Source organism: Verrucosispora sp. WMMD703 (assembly GCF_049178935.1).
Lineage (GTDB): Bacteria > Actinomycetota > Actinomycetes > Mycobacteriales > Micromonosporaceae > Micromonospora > Micromonospora sediminimaris.
Window position 1 is genome coordinate 2,288,431 of sequence record NZ_JBMHMM010000004.1, and the last position, 15,526, is coordinate 2,303,956.

At 71.3% G+C, this 15,526-nt stretch carries 16 protein-coding genes and 1 riboswitch; of the genes, 9 read left to right on the top strand and 7 right to left on the bottom strand.

Translation table 11 applies throughout. The features are described from left to right. Positions 1-17 precede the first annotated feature (17 nt). Positions 18-1,070, bottom strand: a complete 1,053-nt coding sequence (gene pseI / locus ACN26Z_RS11055) for a pseudaminic acid synthase (protein WP_421464614.1) — start codon at positions 1,068-1,070, stop codon at positions 18-20. Next, positions 1,061-2,185: a glycosyltransferase family 2 protein gene (locus tag ACN26Z_RS11060; RefSeq protein ID WP_421461007.1), complete on the bottom strand. Its 1,125-nt coding sequence runs from the start codon at positions 2,183-2,185 to the stop codon at positions 1,061-1,063. The genes pseI and ACN26Z_RS11060 overlap by 10 nt, the downstream gene beginning before the upstream one ends. Before the next feature lie 282 nt (positions 2,186-2,467). Between ACN26Z_RS11060 and ACN26Z_RS11065 the strand changes: the two genes are divergently transcribed. The 4 genes from ACN26Z_RS11065 to ACN26Z_RS11080 all read left to right on the top strand — a co-directional run bounded on the left by ACN26Z_RS11065 (position 2,468) and on the right by ACN26Z_RS11080 (position 6,784). Further along, a complete protein-coding gene (locus ACN26Z_RS11065) occupies positions 2,468-3,766 on the top strand; it encodes an acyltransferase family protein (protein WP_421461009.1) in 1,299 nt (432 codons plus the stop codon). 110 nt (positions 3,767-3,876) lie between these two features. Continuing rightward, a complete protein-coding gene (locus ACN26Z_RS11070) occupies positions 3,877-4,281 on the top strand; it encodes a hypothetical protein (protein ID WP_421461010.1) in 405 nt (134 codons plus the stop codon). 224 nt (positions 4,282-4,505) lie between these two features. Continuing rightward, positions 4,506-5,264: a hypothetical protein gene (locus tag ACN26Z_RS11075; RefSeq protein WP_421461012.1), complete on the top strand. Its 759-nt coding sequence runs from the start codon at positions 4,506-4,508 to the stop codon at positions 5,262-5,264. Between the two features lie 277 nt (positions 5,265-5,541). Continuing rightward, a riboswitch (cyclic di-AMP (ydaO/yuaA leader) is annotated at positions 5,542-5,682 on the top strand. A 238-nt stretch (positions 5,683-5,920) separates the two neighbouring features. Continuing rightward, complete coding sequence (locus ACN26Z_RS11080; RefSeq protein ID WP_421461015.1) at positions 5,921-6,784, top strand: C39 family peptidase; 864 nt, start codon at positions 5,921-5,923, stop codon at positions 6,782-6,784. Positions 6,785-6,884: 100 nt separating this feature from the next. Here the strand turns inward: ACN26Z_RS11080 and ACN26Z_RS11085 are convergent, their stop codons facing one another. Then, the gene (locus ACN26Z_RS11085; protein WP_093403127.1) at positions 6,885-7,085 is read right to left on the bottom strand and encodes a DUF397 domain-containing protein; all 201 of its coding nucleotides are present in this window, start codon (positions 7,083-7,085) and stop codon (positions 6,885-6,887) included. Next, positions 7,076-7,888: a helix-turn-helix domain-containing protein gene (locus ACN26Z_RS11090; protein WP_421461018.1), complete on the bottom strand. Its 813-nt coding sequence runs from the start codon at positions 7,886-7,888 to the stop codon at positions 7,076-7,078. The genes ACN26Z_RS11085 and ACN26Z_RS11090 overlap by 10 nt, the downstream gene beginning before the upstream one ends. 236 nt (positions 7,889-8,124) lie before the next feature. Between ACN26Z_RS11090 and ACN26Z_RS11095 the strand changes: the two genes are divergently transcribed. The 4 genes from ACN26Z_RS11095 (at position 8,125) to ACN26Z_RS11110 (ending at position 10,309) form a co-directional block, all read left to right on the top strand. Then, positions 8,125-8,406: a hypothetical protein gene (locus ACN26Z_RS11095; RefSeq protein ID WP_421461021.1), complete on the top strand. Its 282-nt coding sequence runs from the start codon at positions 8,125-8,127 to the stop codon at positions 8,404-8,406. Further along, positions 8,403-8,741: a hypothetical protein gene (locus tag ACN26Z_RS11100; RefSeq protein ID WP_421461023.1), complete on the top strand. Its 339-nt coding sequence runs from the start codon at positions 8,403-8,405 to the stop codon at positions 8,739-8,741. Before ACN26Z_RS11095 ends, ACN26Z_RS11100 begins: the two co-directional genes overlap by 4 nt. Before the next feature lie 381 nt (positions 8,742-9,122). Continuing rightward, positions 9,123-9,932 carry a class I SAM-dependent methyltransferase gene (locus ACN26Z_RS11105; protein ID WP_421461025.1) on the top strand — a complete coding sequence of 270 codons (810 nt, stop codon included), beginning with the start codon at positions 9,123-9,125 and terminating at the stop codon, positions 9,930-9,932. A gap of 41 nt (positions 9,933-9,973) precedes the next feature. Next, complete coding sequence (locus tag ACN26Z_RS11110) at positions 9,974-10,309, top strand: DUF952 domain-containing protein (RefSeq protein ID WP_421461028.1); 336 nt, start codon at positions 9,974-9,976, stop codon at positions 10,307-10,309. An 81-nt stretch (positions 10,310-10,390) separates the two neighbouring features. Here the strand turns inward: ACN26Z_RS11110 and ACN26Z_RS11115 are convergent, their stop codons facing one another. Further along, the gene (locus ACN26Z_RS11115; protein WP_421461030.1) at positions 10,391-11,041 is read right to left on the bottom strand and encodes a DUF4360 domain-containing protein; all 651 of its coding nucleotides are present in this window, start codon (positions 11,039-11,041) and stop codon (positions 10,391-10,393) included. Positions 11,042-11,503: 462 nt separating this feature from the next. Between ACN26Z_RS11115 and ACN26Z_RS11120 the strand changes: the two genes are divergently transcribed. Next, on the top strand, positions 11,504-12,151 hold the full coding sequence (locus ACN26Z_RS11120; protein WP_093403136.1) for a DUF4360 domain-containing protein: 648 nt from the start codon (positions 11,504-11,506) through the stop codon (positions 12,149-12,151). Between the two features lie 116 nt (positions 12,152-12,267). Here ACN26Z_RS11120 and ACN26Z_RS11125 read toward each other — a convergent pair whose 3' ends face one another. Both ACN26Z_RS11125 and ACN26Z_RS11130 read right to left on the bottom strand, forming a co-directional pair. Further along, complete coding sequence (locus tag ACN26Z_RS11125; protein WP_421461033.1) at positions 12,268-13,959, bottom strand: CDP-glycerol glycerophosphotransferase family protein; 1,692 nt, start codon at positions 13,957-13,959, stop codon at positions 12,268-12,270. A gap of 36 nt (positions 13,960-13,995) precedes the next feature. Then, the gene (locus ACN26Z_RS11130) at positions 13,996-15,501 is read right to left on the bottom strand and encodes a bifunctional cytidylyltransferase/SDR family oxidoreductase (protein WP_093403139.1); all 1,506 of its coding nucleotides are present in this window, start codon (positions 15,499-15,501) and stop codon (positions 13,996-13,998) included. Positions 15,502-15,526 lie beyond the last annotated feature (25 nt).

The following is a 15,526-nucleotide window of genomic DNA, read 5'->3' on the forward strand; positions in this document are numbered from 1 at the left end:
GGCGGAAACCGGCACCCTCAGATGAGGTCCCAGCTGAGCGCGGTGCCGCGTGCCACGTCGGCGGTGAAGCGGCGGCCCAGCACCCGGTCGATCTCCACCGGGGGGAGTCCACCGGCCGGTCGGATCGAGCGGACGTTGTGCACGGTCACCTCGTCGCCGGCGCGCACGTCCGCCACCACGTACAGCGAGCGCCGGAAGCGCAGGCCCTCCTGCTCGGCCGGGGTCGGCCCGACCGCCGTGCCGCCCAGTGCCGCGTACGCTCGCTCCGACTCGACCACCAGGGCGGCCAGCTCGGTGGGGTTCAGGGAGAAGTCGGAGTCCACCCCGCCGTCGGCCCGGTCCAGGGTGACGTGCTTCTCGATGAAGCAGGCGCCGAGCGCCACCGAGGCGACCGGCACCCCGATGCCCGGGGTGTGGTCGGACAGGCCCACCGGCACGCCGAACGCGTCGGCCAGCACCGGGATGCGGCGCAGGTTGCTGTCGGCCGGCGGCGCCGGGTAGGAGGCGGTGCAGGCCAGCAGGATGATCCCGCCCGCGCCACCGTCGCGGGCGGTGCGTACGGCGGCGTCGATCTCGGCCAGGGTGGCCATCCCGGTCGAGATGACCAGCGGCTTGCCGGTGGCCGCGACCAGCCGGATCAGCGGCAGGTCGACCAGCTCCGACGAAGCGATCTTGTACGCCGGAGCGTCCAGTTCCTCAAGCAACTCCACGGCGGTGGAGTCGAACGGGGAGGAGAAGACGGTCAGCCCGAGGGAGCGGGCCCGCTCGAAGATCGGCCGGTGCCACTCGTACGGCGTGTGCGCCTTCTCGTAGAGCCGGTAGAGGTTCTGCCCGCCCCACAGCTCGTGCCCGCCGGAGATGCGGAAGTCCGGCGTGTCCACGTCGATGGTGATGGTGTCCGGTCGGTACGTCTGGAGCTTCAGCGCGTGCGCGCCGCTGGCCGCCACGGCATCCACGATGGACAGCGCGCGGTCCAGGTCTCCGTTGTGGTTGCCGGACATCTCGGCCACCACGAAGGGGCGCTCTCCGGTGCCGACCAGATGCGACCCGATCTTGAACGTCATTCCGATCCGTTTCCGTGCGTGCTTACCAAGGTGCGGTCCTGGGCCGGGTTGCCCGGTGCCGGGTCCGTCCCGCCCGTCGCGGGATCCCCGCCGGTGCTGCCGCGTAGCCGGCCGGCGAGCCGATGGGCCCGCCGCAGCGCCGCGTACGCCAGGTAGCTGTCGCGGCCGACCAGCCGGTGCTTGAGCCCCGACACCCCGCCCGGCCGGGGGTAGCCGCCGCGGGGCAGGTACGTGCGGTAGTGCGCGGCGACCCGGCGGAAGAAGTCCCGGCGCAGGTGCGGATGCAACCGGTCGTCGTTACCCACCACCACCAGGAAGTGGTTCACCATCAGGTCGAACAGTTCCGCGTGCCAGCGCCCGTCGGGATGCCGTTCACGCAGCCAGGCGAAGAGCCGGTCGTACTGCTCGAAGGAGTCGAAGTGCCGGCCGCTGCGCGTCGAGGTGATCGCTCCCTGGCGACCCTGACGGTACAGATAGCAGACCCGGTCCAGCACGCTGATCCGCTCCGCGCCGATCAGCAGCGGATGGCTGAACGGGATGTCCTCGTACCAGCCGGGGTGGAAGCGCAGACCCAACTCGGCCATGAACTCCCGGCGTACCACCTTGTTCCAGGCGGTGTGCTGCACGCGCAGCAGATGCGGCCGGTCGGCCAGTCGCACCACGCCGGGGGTCGCGCGCAGCAGCCGGCTGCTGGCGTCCACCTCCTCGCGCCCACACTCGTGCACCCGCAGGTGGTCGACCATCATCACGTCGGGGCGGTCCGCCCGGAGCCGGTCCAACACGGTCGGGATCGTCCCGGCCGGCAGCCAGTCGTCGCTGTCGACGAACCAGACGTACCGGCCGGTGGCCACGTCCAGGCCCGCGTTGCGGGCCGGCCCGAGGCCGACGTTGCGGTCCAGGTGCAGGACGCGCACCCCGGGATGCTCGGCGGCGTACGCGCGCAGCAGTTCACCGCAGCGGTCCGGTGAGGCGTCGTCGACGGCGACCACCTCGACCTGCGCCGCCTCGTCGTCCGGGACGTCGGCGCGGATGGAGTCCAGGCACTGGCGCAGGTACGCCTCGACGCCGTAAACCGGCACGACGATGCTCAGCAGCGGCGTCGGCGTCGGCGGTGTGACCACCCGGAAACCTTCGGCCACCCGGGTTGACGAACCTGGAACCTGACGTGGCCGGGCGCGGTGAAGTTTTCGAACAGCCGATGAGTGTCAGGTTAACGGCGGGGCACTTGGTGGTCTGAAGGGTCGCCGGTGATCGATCTGGACGAATGCCGCGGTGGGCGGTGCTCCGGAGTGCGGCAGACGGCCGAGCCAGGCAGTTGTCTGCCAGCTACCCGAGGTAGGGTGCCCGGCGGGCCACGAGGAGATGGGCGTGCGGGTGACGTGGTCGAGAACCGGGAGGTGGGCATGACGAGCACTACCCTCGCGGCGTCGGCGACCGCCCCGAGCGAGCGTACGGACGCCGACCGCCTGCCGTCGCTTACCGGACTGCGGTGGATCGCCGCGCTGCTGGTCTTCGGCTTCCATGCCGGCACCATGCGCATCATCGCCGAGCCTGGCCCGCAGGCGGTGGTGGGCGAGATCTTCACCCTGGGTCTGTCCGGGGTGCAGTTCTTCTTCATCCTCAGCGGCTTCGTGCTGGTCTGGTCCGCGCGGCCCGGTGCCTCCCGCCGCCGGTTCTGGCGGCGTCGGTTCGCCAAGATCTATCCGAACCATCTGGTGCTGTGGGCGCTGGCCATGCTGGCGATGCTCTGGTTCGCCGATCCGATCAACCCGGTGGCGGCGCTGGAGAACCTCCTGCTGGTGCAGGCCTGGGACCCCCGGCCCGGCCACTTCTACAGCGTCAACAACGTCAGCTGGTCGCTCTCCTGCGAGCTGTTCTTCTACCTGTGCCTGCCGCTGGTGCTGCCGGCGGTGCGGCGGGCCCGACCGTGGCTGCTGTGGGCCGTGGTGATCGCGGTGCCGCTGCTGATCCTGGCGCTCTGGCCCGGGCAGGCACTGGTGCCGGAGTCGGATCGCTGGTGGTTCGCTCAGGTCTTCCCGCTGGTCCGTTCGCTGGAGTTCTGGATGGGCGTGGCCGCGGCCGAACTCATGCTGCGGGGCCGCTGGCGGGGGCCCGGGCTCCCCGTGGCCAGCCTGATCTTCGTCCTGACCTGGGTGGCGGCCTCCCAGTGGATCCCGGCCGAGTTCTGGGCGGCGCTGCTGGCGGCGGCGTACGTCCTGGTGATCGCCGCGGCGGCCGATGCGGACGTGCACGGGCGGCGCTCGCCGTTGCGCTCCCGCACGATGGTCTGGCTCGGCGAGGTCTCTTTCGCGTTCTACCTGGTGCACGTCTTCGTGATCATGACGATCCTGCGGTTGACCGGCGACTGGGGCACCGGCCTGCCCGGCTGGTGGGGTCCGCTCGCGGTGATCGGATTCCTGCTGCTCACCCTGGGGCTGGCCGCTCTGCTGCACCGGTACGTGGAACAGCCGATGATGCGTCGCCTGGCCCCGTCCGGACCGCCGCGACCCGGCCCGCCGGGCGGCACAGCGCGCACCGAGTCGCCGGGCGGCGCGGTGCGATCCGGGCGGCCGGGCGCGGAGGGCTCCGAGGCATCGGCCGGCCCGTCGGCGGACGGGCTGCCCCGACAGCGGGCGTCCCGGGGCGGTGCGGGCCCGGCCGGAGACGTCGAGCATGGCTCGACCGTCCATCACGGACAGTGAGCTGACGGTAGCCTGACCTGCGCGTATCGACGTTCCCGGCGACGCGCCGGGCGGTTCGACACGCCCGGTGGCTGGTGCGTCCGGGGCGGTCGTGGCGGTAGCGTGACGGGGTGCTTCCTGCCGCGCCCACCCGTCCCTTGTGGTGGTTGGCGCGCTGGGCCACGCGGCTGCTGACCGGGCTCGCGGTCGCCGCCGCCTTCACCCTCGGCGCCTGGGCCCTGCCCGGCCACCCGGCTCCCACTGATCGGCCCGCCGCCCCGGCACCGCTGGCCGACCCCGCCGTGGCACCGGCGTCCGCGGGCCTGGCCGTGCCCTTGGACTTGGCCGCACCCCTCGACCCGTCCGCCACTCTCGATCTGGCCGCCGCCGACCCGACCGGGGTGTCCGCGACGCAGCCGCCGGCCTGTGGTCGGCCCGGGCTGACGGTGCTCGGCAGCGTCGCTGCGGGCGTCACGCGGGGGCCTACGGCCCCGGTCGAGGGCGTCCGGGCCGCCCGCGCCCCACCACACGCCTGATCCCGGCGACACCGCCCGCCTGATCCCCGGCGACCTTCCGTCGCGTCTGCACCGCTCGGGGCCGCACCCGCGCCGAGCCCCTGCCAACCCGTTGCCGCCAGCCGCGCCGTCGGTGCTCCCCAGCACGAGGGGCACCGGCACGAGCCGCGACCGCGCCGCAACGCCATCCGCGAACCGCTGCCGGCACGGCCACCGTCGCCGTACCGATTTCCCGAGGTGCCGACATGGAGAAGACAGTTCTCTACCAGTTCCTGATCGAGGTGCCACGCGCCGCCGCCATCTGGTCGGTCCTGCTCGTCCTGGCGTTGGGCGTACTCACCGTGCTTGTCGCCCGCCCGGAGCCGACCGGGCCAGTGGAGAAACCCGTCGACGAGGACGCGCTCCGCGCCGCGACCGAAGAGGTCGACCTGCGCCGATACGCGGGCGAGGTGGCGGTCGCGGCAGCCGGTGCCGGGCAGAACGCCGAGCGACGCCGCACGGCATGGCGGGTGGCGCAGACGGAACTGGACCGCGCCTGGGCCGCGTACGACCAGGCGGAGGCCGCCGCCCGCCGGCTGGCCGGCGTCGTCGGACTGCCGACCCCGCGCACCCCCCGGACCCCGGCCGAGTACGCGGCCCGCGAGCGCTGGCTGCGCCGGGCCGCGATGGCCGCCCACTGGCGTGGCGACCTGACCGCCCGTCAACTCAGCGATGTGCTGGCGGGCCGGTCCGGCTGGGATCCCCGGCGGCATCCGGCCGAGCAGGAGGTGGTCCTCGTTCGGGTGGTGCGTGACAACCGCCTGGCCGCCTATCGATCGGCCGCCGAGCGGGAGCAGGACCTGTGGCGGGCGGCGGAACTGGCCACCGAGGCGGCCCGCGCCCTCTCCGCCGAGGCGTACGCGGCCGCTGAGCGACTCCGACCGAACCGGCTGCCCGTCTCCGGTCGGGTCACCGCCGGCCGGCGCGACCTTGTCCCGCGCTGGCGTCCGGCTCGGCTTGGCTGAAATTCCGTGAGCTGGGTCACATGGGCCGGAAATTCGGTCACTGTTCGTAGGCGAGGCGATTACCGCAGCAATCTCCGTCGAGATTTCCACCAGCCGTCCGGTTGTTCCCTCAAGGTGCCCGGAATGCCGTCGGTCCCATTGAGCGACGCCAGTTCTCCGATACCCGAAAATTGCCGCAGCGGATCATGTTTAAGCAGGTCAGGGTGGGTTGGCTTCGAGGTGACCGGCCAGTAGTGTCAGCGCGTCCGGTGCGGTAACCGATCGCAGGAAGCGACGCCGTACCGACCCGCTCAATCGTGATCTCACGAACCGGGGACCCACTGCACCACTGGGGTGAATCCGCGAGCCTCGGCCCGCGGTAGGGCGTCTTCCCGCCCGAATCCGTCAGCTAACCCGGTCGGCGGTGACGGAAGGAGTACCAACCCTCGTGCAGTCCGATGTGATCCCCCTGTTCCCCCGCCTCCACGGCACCGCGGTGCCCGTGCTCGCTGGCCCGACCGCCGCGAGCTGACCCCGGTCATCGCCACCGCCCGGGTCTCTCCGGGCGTACCCCTCGAACGGCCTCGTCCCGCTCACCCGGGCGGTCGTCGGCGCGCTGATGCCGACCCGACCGCCGGAGCCGGTGTGCCGTTCTCCCCTCAGCCCGTGGAGGAACCGTGAAGCACACCCTTTCCCGCCGGCTCCGCCGGCTGGTCAGTGAACGCCCCTATCAGCTCGTTGCCGGATCCGCCGTGGCCCTCGTACTGGCCACCGGCACCGGAGCCGCCCTCGCCGGCACCGGGAACACCCCGGCACCCACGCAGACCACGACCGCCGCCGCCGAACTGCGCAGTGACACGGTGGTCGCGCCGAGTCAGGCGGAGGCCGCGCCGACGACCGCCGCGCCGAGCAGCGCGGCACCCAGCAGCGCCGCGCCGGCCAGTGCCGCGCCGGCCAGCGCCGCCGCCTCGCCGTCACCGAAAGCCACCGCGGACCCGGACCTAACCAGCAAGAAGGCGGCACCGAAGCCGCCGGCCTCAGAGGTTCTGGAGTACGACCACCAGGCCCAGATCAACGGCTACTACTGCGGTCCCGCCGCAGTGCGTAACGCGCTGAGCGCCGCCGGTGTCGCGCGTAGTCAGGACGCCCTGGCCAGCCAGCTCGGCACCACGTTCGCCGGCACCAACTCGGCCGAGGACACCACCCGCGTCCTCAACGCCATCGTCAAGGGCGACCCGTACGAGACCACGATGATCCGTGGCGGTGCGGCCACCCCGGCCCAGATGGACCAGCTCCAGGCGGACGTCGTCGCCGCCGTCACCGACGGGCGGGGCGTCGTGGTGAACGTCGCCGGTTCCGTCACCGACACCGACGGCCGCTGGCACTCGTTCCCCGGGGGCCACTACATCGCCGTGGTCGGCTACAAGGACTCCGGCCGGCTGGTGAGGGTCGCCGACTCGGCGGACGCGTCGTACCCGTCGTACTGGCTCAGCACCATCGACCTGGCCAACTGGGCCGCCACCCGGGGCTACTCGGCCTGATCATCGTCCCGCTGCACCCGGAAGCCCTCGGCCCGTTGGCCGAGGGCTTCCGTTTCGGGTACGTCATGCTGGTTGTCGGGTCGACGTAGCTCGGGGTTCGTCAGGCGTGCGTGCGGTGCTGCTTCGCCAGGCCGACGAAGCTCGCCCAGGCGGCCGGTGTGAAGGCCAGTGTGGCGGCGTCGCGGTTCTTCGTGTCGCGGACCAGCACGATGCCGGGCAGGTTGTCGGCGACCTCCACGCAGTCGCCACCGCCGGCGCCGCTGCGGGTGGACTTGCGCCAGGTCGCGCCGTTCAGATCCATGGCTTCACAACATCCTTCATGCGCTCGATCGACTGGCGGCCGGACAGTGCCTCGTTGCGCACCGTCTCCCACCGGGACAGCAGGTCACTCAGGTCGCCGTCCTTGTCGACCAGGACGCCGCCGAGTTGAGTTTCGAGATTACCCACCCAGTCACCGTCCGCGCCCCTCGCCAGGATGAAGGGGCCGGTCAGTCCGATGTGCATGCCGACGCCGGTGGGCACCAGGTGCACGCTGATGTTGGGCCGGGTGGCCAGCGCCATGAGGTGGTGCACCTGCTCGACCAGCACCTCCTTCAGCTCCTCGTCGACCCGCCGCAGCACCACCTCGTCGATCACCGCGATGAGCTGGGGCGGGTCGTCCTGTTCCAGCACCGTCTGCCGGGCCATCCGGTTGGCCAGCCGCCGCTCCACCCCGGCCTCGGTCAGCGCGGCGTCGGTCCGGATCACCGCGCGGGCGTAGCGCTCGGTCTGGAGCAGGCCCGGCACCAGCGTCGGCTGGTAACAGCGGAGCTGCCGGGCGTTCCGCTCCGCCTCCAGGTAGGGCAGGAACCACGCGGGCTGGCGCAGCACCTCGGCGGTCCGCAGCAACTCCTCGAACATGCCCCCCGTCTCCAGGACCTCGTCCGCCCGCTTGGCGTACGGCCGATCGAGCGGGCGGGTGCCCACCTCCACAGCGGACACCAGGGACGCCGAATAGTTCGTCCGCCTACCGAACTCCTCCTGGTTCATGCCCGCGGCAGTACGCAGCCGGCGAAGCTGCGTACGGATCAACTCATGCAGGTCGGAAGGCTGCTCGCGTTCCATGTCCCCTCCACCGGGTCTGTCAAGATCGCCAAGAGGCCGCCCAGCGCTGGATCGGGGCACCCGGACCCCACCGTGGCCAGCGTCGATGCCTTCCGACCGTAGTGCCGTCCTCACCAGACTGTCACGCAACGGGGCCGCTCCCATCCACAGGGGACGGGGCGGTTCTGTCCCGGGGCCGCCCGTGCGCCTTCCCCCGCGTCCGGGCGGCCCCTCCGATCGCTGACTGGGAGGTTGATGTGCGTACCCGGGTTGCCTGGTATTTGTGCCCGACGACGCTGCTGCCGGTGTACTCGCCGGGGCGGCGGTCGCTGCCGGAGCACTCGCCAGGGCGGCAGGATCAGCACGAGACGTACCTACCGCACGGTCGGCATGAGACGGATCTGCCGCAGCGGCGGCGGGGCACGCACCTGCCGGAGTGGATGCGGGAGCCGACCCGGCCGTTGCCGATGCCGCGTCCGGGGCGTCCCGGCTGGCTCACCCCCGGGCAGCAGTGGCGGGCCAACGGAGGCCAGTGGTGACCGCCGGCGGCTCGGGCGCGATCACCACCCGACTGTTCGCTCCCGAGCGGGGTCCACGGCCCCAGCGTCCGTACGCCTCTGGCGGCGAGGTGCCGCACACCCCGTTACGGCCGATGTGGTGCTGCCGCGCCGACGGGCAACCCTGGCCCTGCGGGCAGGCCCGGCTGCTGCTGCGCGTCGAGTACGACGGGAACCTGCCCGGCCTGTCCATCTACCTCGCCGGCCTGATGTACGACGCCATGCGCGACCTCTACCACCTCAACCCCCACGACGCCCCCGCCCCCGCCACCCTCTTCACCCGCTTCATAGCTTGGGTCCGCTGCCGCCCCGCCTAGCAACCCCGCTGCCACCCCGATCGCCAGGGTTCAAGCGGCGGACAGGGCCTGTCCAAGATCTCGGCGAGCGTGGCGTACGCGCCGGACGAGATCCTGCGGATCGTCGCGGATCCTGCGCGCCAGGTGAAGCAGAGCAAGTGCGCCGTTCCGGCAGGGTCTGTCGCGTTCAAGATCCGGGCAACTTCCCTGTTGCTGCTGCTTCGAGTCCGGCTGAGGCAGCAGTAACCCTGAAGTTGCCCGGATCTTGGCGCGGCGGCGCGGGTGACGCGGCGGTGGGCGTGGCGGCGACCTGATGGTGGGTGCGGTGAGGGTGGGAACGGCGGGTGGGGGCGATGCGACGATCAGGGTGACATCGGCCTCGACGTCTGATGCGGGGGAACCATGGGGGAGCAGGAGCCGTACGCGGGGCTGGCCACCACGTTCGACACGGCCGCCGAGCTGTACGAGCAGGCCCGACCGGGCTATCCGGAGCCGTTGTTCGACGACCTGGCCGCGACGACGGGCCTGGTGACCGGGCCGGCCAGGGTGCTGGAGATCGGCACGGGCACCGGCCAGGCCACCCGTGGTCTGCTGGCGCGCGGCTGGCAGGTGGTCACCCTGGAACCGGGACGGGAACTGGCCTCGGTGGCGCGCCGCGTACTCGCCGGCCGCGGCGACGTGCGCGTCGTGGAGTCGCCCTTCGAGCGGTGGGAAGCTGACGAAAGCGTGCCGTTCGATCTCGTCTTCGCCGCGACCTCGTGGCACTGGCTGGACCCGGCTGTCGCCTACCGTCGGGCCGCGGAACTGCTGCGTCCCGGCGGGCACCTGGCGATCGTCGCCACCGAGCACGTGTCACCACCGGACGGCGACGACTTCTTCCGGCAGGTCGAGCGGATCTACGACGAGGTCGGCATGGGCGACGGGCAGGGCGGCCCGAAACCACCCGAGGCGATCGCGGCCCCCGATGTGGCGGCGATGGCGGGCAGCGGCTTCTTCGCCCACCCGACCGTGCACCGCTACGTCTGGAGCCGCGACTACACCGCCGAGGAGTACCTGACCCTGCTCTCCACGTACTCCGGTCATATTGCCGCCGCGCCCTGGCAGCGGCGGACCCTGTTCGACGGGATCCGGGAGATGATCGCGGCGCGCCCGGCCGGGACGGTACGCAAGCACTACCTGAACACCCTCCAGATCGCCGTACGCGTCGACTGACGGCCGACCTGTCGCGTCCGCCGCTCTGGCAGCATGGCGACGTGCTGATCTACAAGATCCTGCTGCCGGGCGAATGGGCCGAGTTCCGGGCCGCCGGCCGGTTCGACGGCTCACCGTTCGACCGGGACAGCGGCTACATCCACTGCTCGTCGCGATCCCAACTGGCCGCCACGGCGGCACGGGTCTTCGGCGACCAGCCGCAGCTTGTCATCGTCGCGCTCGACGCGTCCCTGCTCGGTGGTGCGCTGCGGTGGGAGGACGCCCCGAATGGTGGGCCGTTCCCGCACGTCTACGCGGCACTGCCGGCAGCAGCGATTCGCGAGGTCCACGAGGTCGCGGGTGCGGCCCGGGTGGACGAGGCGGTTCCCCTGGCATAGCCGGCGGCGGGCGCGGGGCGCGTCGCGCACCTGCGTCCGCCGCCGGTCTGCTCGGCGTCGTGGCGAAGCCGGATCAGGGGGTCAGCACCGTTCCCATTTGAGGTTGAAGAGGGTGTCGACGTCGCCCTCGGTCGTCGTCATGGACATGCTGACGTTCGATCCGGCGGTGCCCGGGTCCACTCTCAACTCGGTGTTGACGTTGAGTACCCGCTGTTGCCCGCAGGGCGTGTAGACCAGCACGGGGGCGACGTCCGAGGTGCCCCAGAAGCCGTTGTAGGGGCCGGAGAAGGTCGCGTCGGTGCGGCTGGTCTCGGACGAGCCCTGCCAGTAGTAGGTCGTACGCTGGCGACCGGTCGCGCCGGTGGGGATCCGGGCCCGGCCCCGGTAGTCGGCGGCCGCTACGGCGATGGTCCAGCCGGCCGGCACGGTGACGAGCACACCGAGCTGGCAGTTCTTCCGGCTGTCGGTGACATCGACGCCCCGGCCCGCGGTCGCGACGAAGTCGTAGTACCGGATCCGGAAGCCGGTGTTGTCGGGATGGGCCACCACCCGCGCGGTGCCGGGCGAGCAACCGGAGCCGTTGGCAGCCACCACCTCGACGGTGATCTCGCTGTCCGGTGCAGCGGTGGCAGCGGATGGAGCGGCGTGGGCCGGTGCGGACAGGGACAACGCGAGAACCGTGCCGAGTACGGCGAAGATCCCGTTTCTCGCGCCGACGAGGTTCTTTGTCATTCCGTTCCTCTCGGATGCAGTTGATGTTCACCGAATTCAACGCGTGTTTCTTCGCCGAACGGCCGTGGGGCGCTTCGCGTGCCGGCCCGTTGTGGGTGGCGGTGAGTAGCACTCGGTTGGCGTTCTGCGAGAGGATGCTAGCGATGGGGGGCGAGGGTCGCAAGCATCAGTCTACGTCTATGTGATCCAATGCCATCCTTTGCTTGATCGGAATTGCCGGACGCGGAGATCAACCTCTATAACTGTTGCTGCGTAAGGGGTATCTGCCCGATCAACTGGCGGTGCGGGCCCAGGTTTCGGGCGATCTCCACCCTGTGGGACGCGGCAAAGTCCCCGGACTAAGCCGAATGAGATTCGGCTCGGCATCCGTTGTCGACAAATTGAAATTACGTTGACAGTCATCTATGTCTGTACGTAGCTTGTTCCGCATGTGGGTTCGTTTCCTGTACCGGAGGAGGATTCATGCGTAAACTGCTGACGCGGGGCGGCGTGGTGCTTGCGCTACTCGCTTCATCGTTGACCGTGGGGGCGTCGGCGTCCGCTAAGGGAGTCATGGATGATCCGCCCACCGACAAGGTCGTCATCGACCTTGTCGCGATGGCGGGCTCGGGGTGCCGGCCGGGCACCGCCGATGTCGCGGTCTCCCCGGACAACACCGCCTTCACCACCATCTACAGCGACTACCTGGTCCAGGCGGGGCCGGGCATCCCGGTCACCGACGGGCGGCGGAACTGCCAGCTCAACGTGCTGGTCCACGCTCCGGCCGGTTACACCTTCGCGATCGTCAAGGTGGACTACCGCGGGTACGGGCTGCTCAACCCGGGCGCCATCGCCTCGGCGCGGGCGAACTACTACTTCCAGGGCATGACGCAGAGCACCTTCAGCAACCACCCGATCCCCGCCCCGCTCGACGACAACTGGATGGTGACCGACGAGGTGCCGATCGCCTCCGTGGTCTGGCACCCCTGCGGCGAGCTGCGCAACCTCAACATCAACACCGAGCTGCGCCTGAGCCGGGGCCGGTCCACGGACACGAACTTCCTCACGATGGACTCGACCGACGGCAGCATCCAGACGATGTACCACCTCGCCTGGCAGCCCTGCCCGTGACCTGATGCGGCCTACGCCTCAGGAGGGTGGTCGGCGTCGCCGGCCACCCTCACCGGGTGCCCGGGGGCTGGCGGACCGCGCCGCACCGGGTGGCGGACCGCGCCGCACCCGTGATCTCAGGTGGGGGAGGGCGCGGCGACCGCGGTGCGTTGCGTCGGTGCGGTCCAGGCCGGGTCCAGTTCGCGTCGGGCAGCGGCCAGGAAGACCTCGGCGTACGAGTCGGCGGGGAAGTCGCCCAGGTAGCGGGTACGGGTGGCCCAGCGCGCCTCGGCGAGCGGGTCGGTGTCGAGCAGCCCGGTCAGCACGTCGTCCAGGTCGGCCATGTCCCGGCGCAGCACGTAGCCGGCGGCGGCCAGCGGGAAGCGTTCGACGAACCGGTCGCCGTCGGTGCCCATGTCGGTCACCGCGTACGGCTTGCCCGAGTAGAGCCAGTCGGAGAGCACCCCGGAGACGTCGGAGACCAGCACGTCCGCGCGGTTGACGCAGTCGGTCAGGGTGAGCTTGCTCGCGGCGGCACCGTAGAGGTGCGCCCGGCCGGTGCGGGCCCGGTCGGCGGCGAGCAGGTCGTGCAGCCGCGCCAACTGCCGGGCCGAGGCCGGGTTCTGCGCGGTGTAGGGGTGGGCCCGCAGGATGACCGTGGCCCCCCGGTCCAACAGGCGTCGGAGCAGGGGCTCCGCCACCGGCAGCGAGCAGTAGTCGGCGTCGGCGTTGTGCCCGGTCCAGGTGGGGGTGTAGAGCACCGTCGGATTCGTCAGCCCCCGCGTCGGCCGCGAACGCACCTCGATCGCCTCGACCTGGGGACGGCCGACCACCACGAACTTCTCGGCGGGGATGTCGATCCCGGCCCGTGCGTACCGGTCGATGGCCGCCTCACCGGCGACGAAGATCCGGTCGAAGATCGCCGAGACCGGGTTGGCGCTGGGCGCCTTGTCGCTGTCACCGTGATGCAACTGCACGTGGGTGAGCTGGGTGAACCTGATGCAGTGACTGTTCTTCGCGCCGTGGTTGACGTAGAACGCCGCCCGCAGGCTCGGCACCAGCACCTCGTCCATGCTCCGGGTGGTGGGGCAGTAGACCACCGGGGCGGTGGTGGCCGCCGCGATGGTGGCCAGGAACTCCGGCTCCCGCACCATCACCACGAAGGGCCGGCCGATCCGTTCCAGGTACGGCAGCCACATGGTGACCTGGTACTCGGAGCCGGGCGGGGCGGAGAAGTGCAGGACGAACTCGGGCTGGTGCCGGCGCAGCGCCCGGGCCACCGCCGACCCGGTCGGGGACGGCCGGAACCGGCGCCGGGCCAGGTCGAGGGCGACGGCCGCGGCGGCACCGCCCACCAGCAGCGTCGCCGCCAGGGCCAAGGCCGCGGGCAGCCCCGCCAGCGCGGCCAGGGCCAGCAGACCGAGCAGTACGGCCACAGCGTCGCCGAGCACCGCCGCGACCTGTGGCACCCAGGCGCGTACCGGAAGGTTGGCGGCGCGGATCTCCAGGTTTCCGGCCTGGCGCAGCGGACCGGTGAGCAGCACCAGGCCCAGCAGGACCAGGGCGGTCGCGGCCAGGGCCGGGTCGAAGCCGGCGTCGAGTTGGCGGGCGTAGCCGACCAGCACCCCGGCCGCGATCAGTGCCGTCTCGGCGACGTTGTCGGCACCGGGTCGCACCCGGCGCTCCCAGACCGTGGCGGCGAGCGCCACCACGGCCAGGCAGAGCCCCCAGGCGGTCGCTCCGGTGAGTGCGATCACCAGGAAGGCCAGGACCGCTCCACCGGTGGCCAGGCCCCGTGCGGTCAACTTCCGGACCAGCTCACCACGCATCTCGGTGTCGCTTTCGCGGTCGTGTGGTCGGACGGGTCAGCCGACGGCGGCGGCGCTGGCCGCCCGGTCGGTCTGGGCGGGTACGGCGACGGCGACCGGTGCCTCACCCGGCGGCCGGCGGACGTCGATCACCTGGCCGGTGAGATCCGAGATCAGCACGTCCAGCGACGACTGGGCGACGGTCTCGGCGGCGAGCAGCGTGTGCTCCGGTTCCGCGCCGAACGCCTTCGTCCGCATCGGGGTGGCGGTCCGCTCCGGGTTGATGACGTTGACCCGTACGCCGAACTCCGCCCACTCGTCCGCGAGCGCCTGGGTCAGGTTGACCAGAGCGGCCTTGGTGGCCGAGTAGAGCGCGTAGTCGGCCCGCCCCCGGGTGTACGAGCTGGAGGTGTAGAGCAGCAGCTGGCCCTTGGTCTGCTGGAGGTAGGGCAGAGCCTGCCGGGCGACGGTGACCGGGCCGACGAAGTTGACCTGGAGCACCCGGTCGATGGTGTCCTGGTCCATCTCGGCCAGCGCGCCCTTCTCCAGGATCCCGGCGGTGACCACGACGTGGTCGATCCGGCCGGTGGCCTCGAAGGCGGTCCGCAGCGCGGCCTCGACGTCCTCGGGGCGCTCCACGTGGGTGCCGGTGCTGGAACGGCTGAACGGGAAGACCTGGGCACCGTAGCGGCGGGCCAGCTCGGTCAGGTCGTGACCGATGCCGTAGCTGCCGCCGAAGACGACGATGGTGCGGCCGGAGACCTCCTCGCTGTACGCGCGGTGGTCGGTCAGCCGCGGCACCTTCGCGGCGGCCAGCTGGAACAGCTTGTCGGCCAGGTGCACGTCGACCGGGTGGGTGACCTTGATGTTCTCGTCGGAGCCGTCGATCACCTTGATCGGGGTCTCCGGCAGGTAGCGCAGAACCACCCCGCAGTCGTCGGTGGCGGCGAAGTTGGGGTCGCCCTCGGCCCGGCGGTACGCCTCCCGGATGGTGCCGGAGCGGAACGCCTGTGGGGTCTGGCCCCGGCGCAGCGTGGCGCGCACGGGGATGTCGGTGATGCACTCGTTCTCGTCGACCTGGATGATCGTGTCGGCCGACGGGATGGCCACGTCCACGGCCGAGTAGGTCCACAGCGCGTTCACGCACTCCCGGACGATCCGGCCGCTGAGCAGCGGGCGCACCGCGTCGTGGAAGAGGATGTTGCAGTCGCCCTCACCGACCGCGTCCAGCGCGACGCGGGTGGTGTCGTTGCGGGTGTCGCCGCCCTCGATGACCTTGGTGACCTTGCGGAAGCCGGCCTTGTCGACGATCTTCTGCGCCTCGGCGACGTGCCCGGTGGCCATCAGCACGATGATCTCGTCGATCTCGGGCGCGGCCTCGAAGACGGCCAGCGTGTGCTCGATGATCGGCTTACCGGCGATCTTGAGCAGCTGCTTGGGAATGCCCAGACCCAGCCGGGTGCCGGTGCCGCCGGCCAGCACCACCGCCACCGTCCGTGAGGGTCGCCACGGCGTCCGGTCCTCCGACGTGGTACCCGGATCGGTGGTCTGGTCCTGCGTCATTGCCGGTCCTCGCTCTCGGGGGTGC

Coding starts and splice junctions, on each gene's coding strand:
- ACN26Z_RS11065 (WP_421461009.1), top strand. CDS start 2,468: ATGACGAGCACTACCCTCGCGGCGTCGGCGACCGCCCCGAGCGAGCGT.
- ACN26Z_RS11075 (WP_421461012.1), top strand. CDS start 4,506: ATGGAGAAGACAGTTCTCTACCAGTTCCTGATCGAGGTGCCACGCGCC.
- ACN26Z_RS11085 (WP_093403127.1), bottom strand. CDS start 7,085: ATGGATCTGAACGGCGCGACCTGGCGCAAGTCCACCCGCAGCGGCGCC.
- ACN26Z_RS11090 (WP_421461018.1), bottom strand. CDS start 7,888: ATGGAACGCGAGCAGCCTTCCGACCTGCATGAGTTGATCCGTACGCAG.
- ACN26Z_RS11105 (WP_421461025.1), top strand. CDS start 9,123: ATGGGGGAGCAGGAGCCGTACGCGGGGCTGGCCACCACGTTCGACACG.
- ACN26Z_RS11115 (WP_421461030.1), bottom strand. CDS start 11,041: ATGACAAAGAACCTCGTCGGCGCGAGAAACGGGATCTTCGCCGTACTC.
- ACN26Z_RS11120 (WP_093403136.1), top strand. CDS start 11,504: ATGCGTAAACTGCTGACGCGGGGCGGCGTGGTGCTTGCGCTACTCGCT.
- ACN26Z_RS11125 (WP_421461033.1), bottom strand. CDS start 13,959: ATGCGTGGTGAGCTGGTCCGGAAGTTGACCGCACGGGGCCTGGCCACC.
- ACN26Z_RS11130 (WP_093403139.1), bottom strand. CDS start 15,501: ATGACGCAGGACCAGACCACCGATCCGGGTACCACGTCGGAGGACCGG.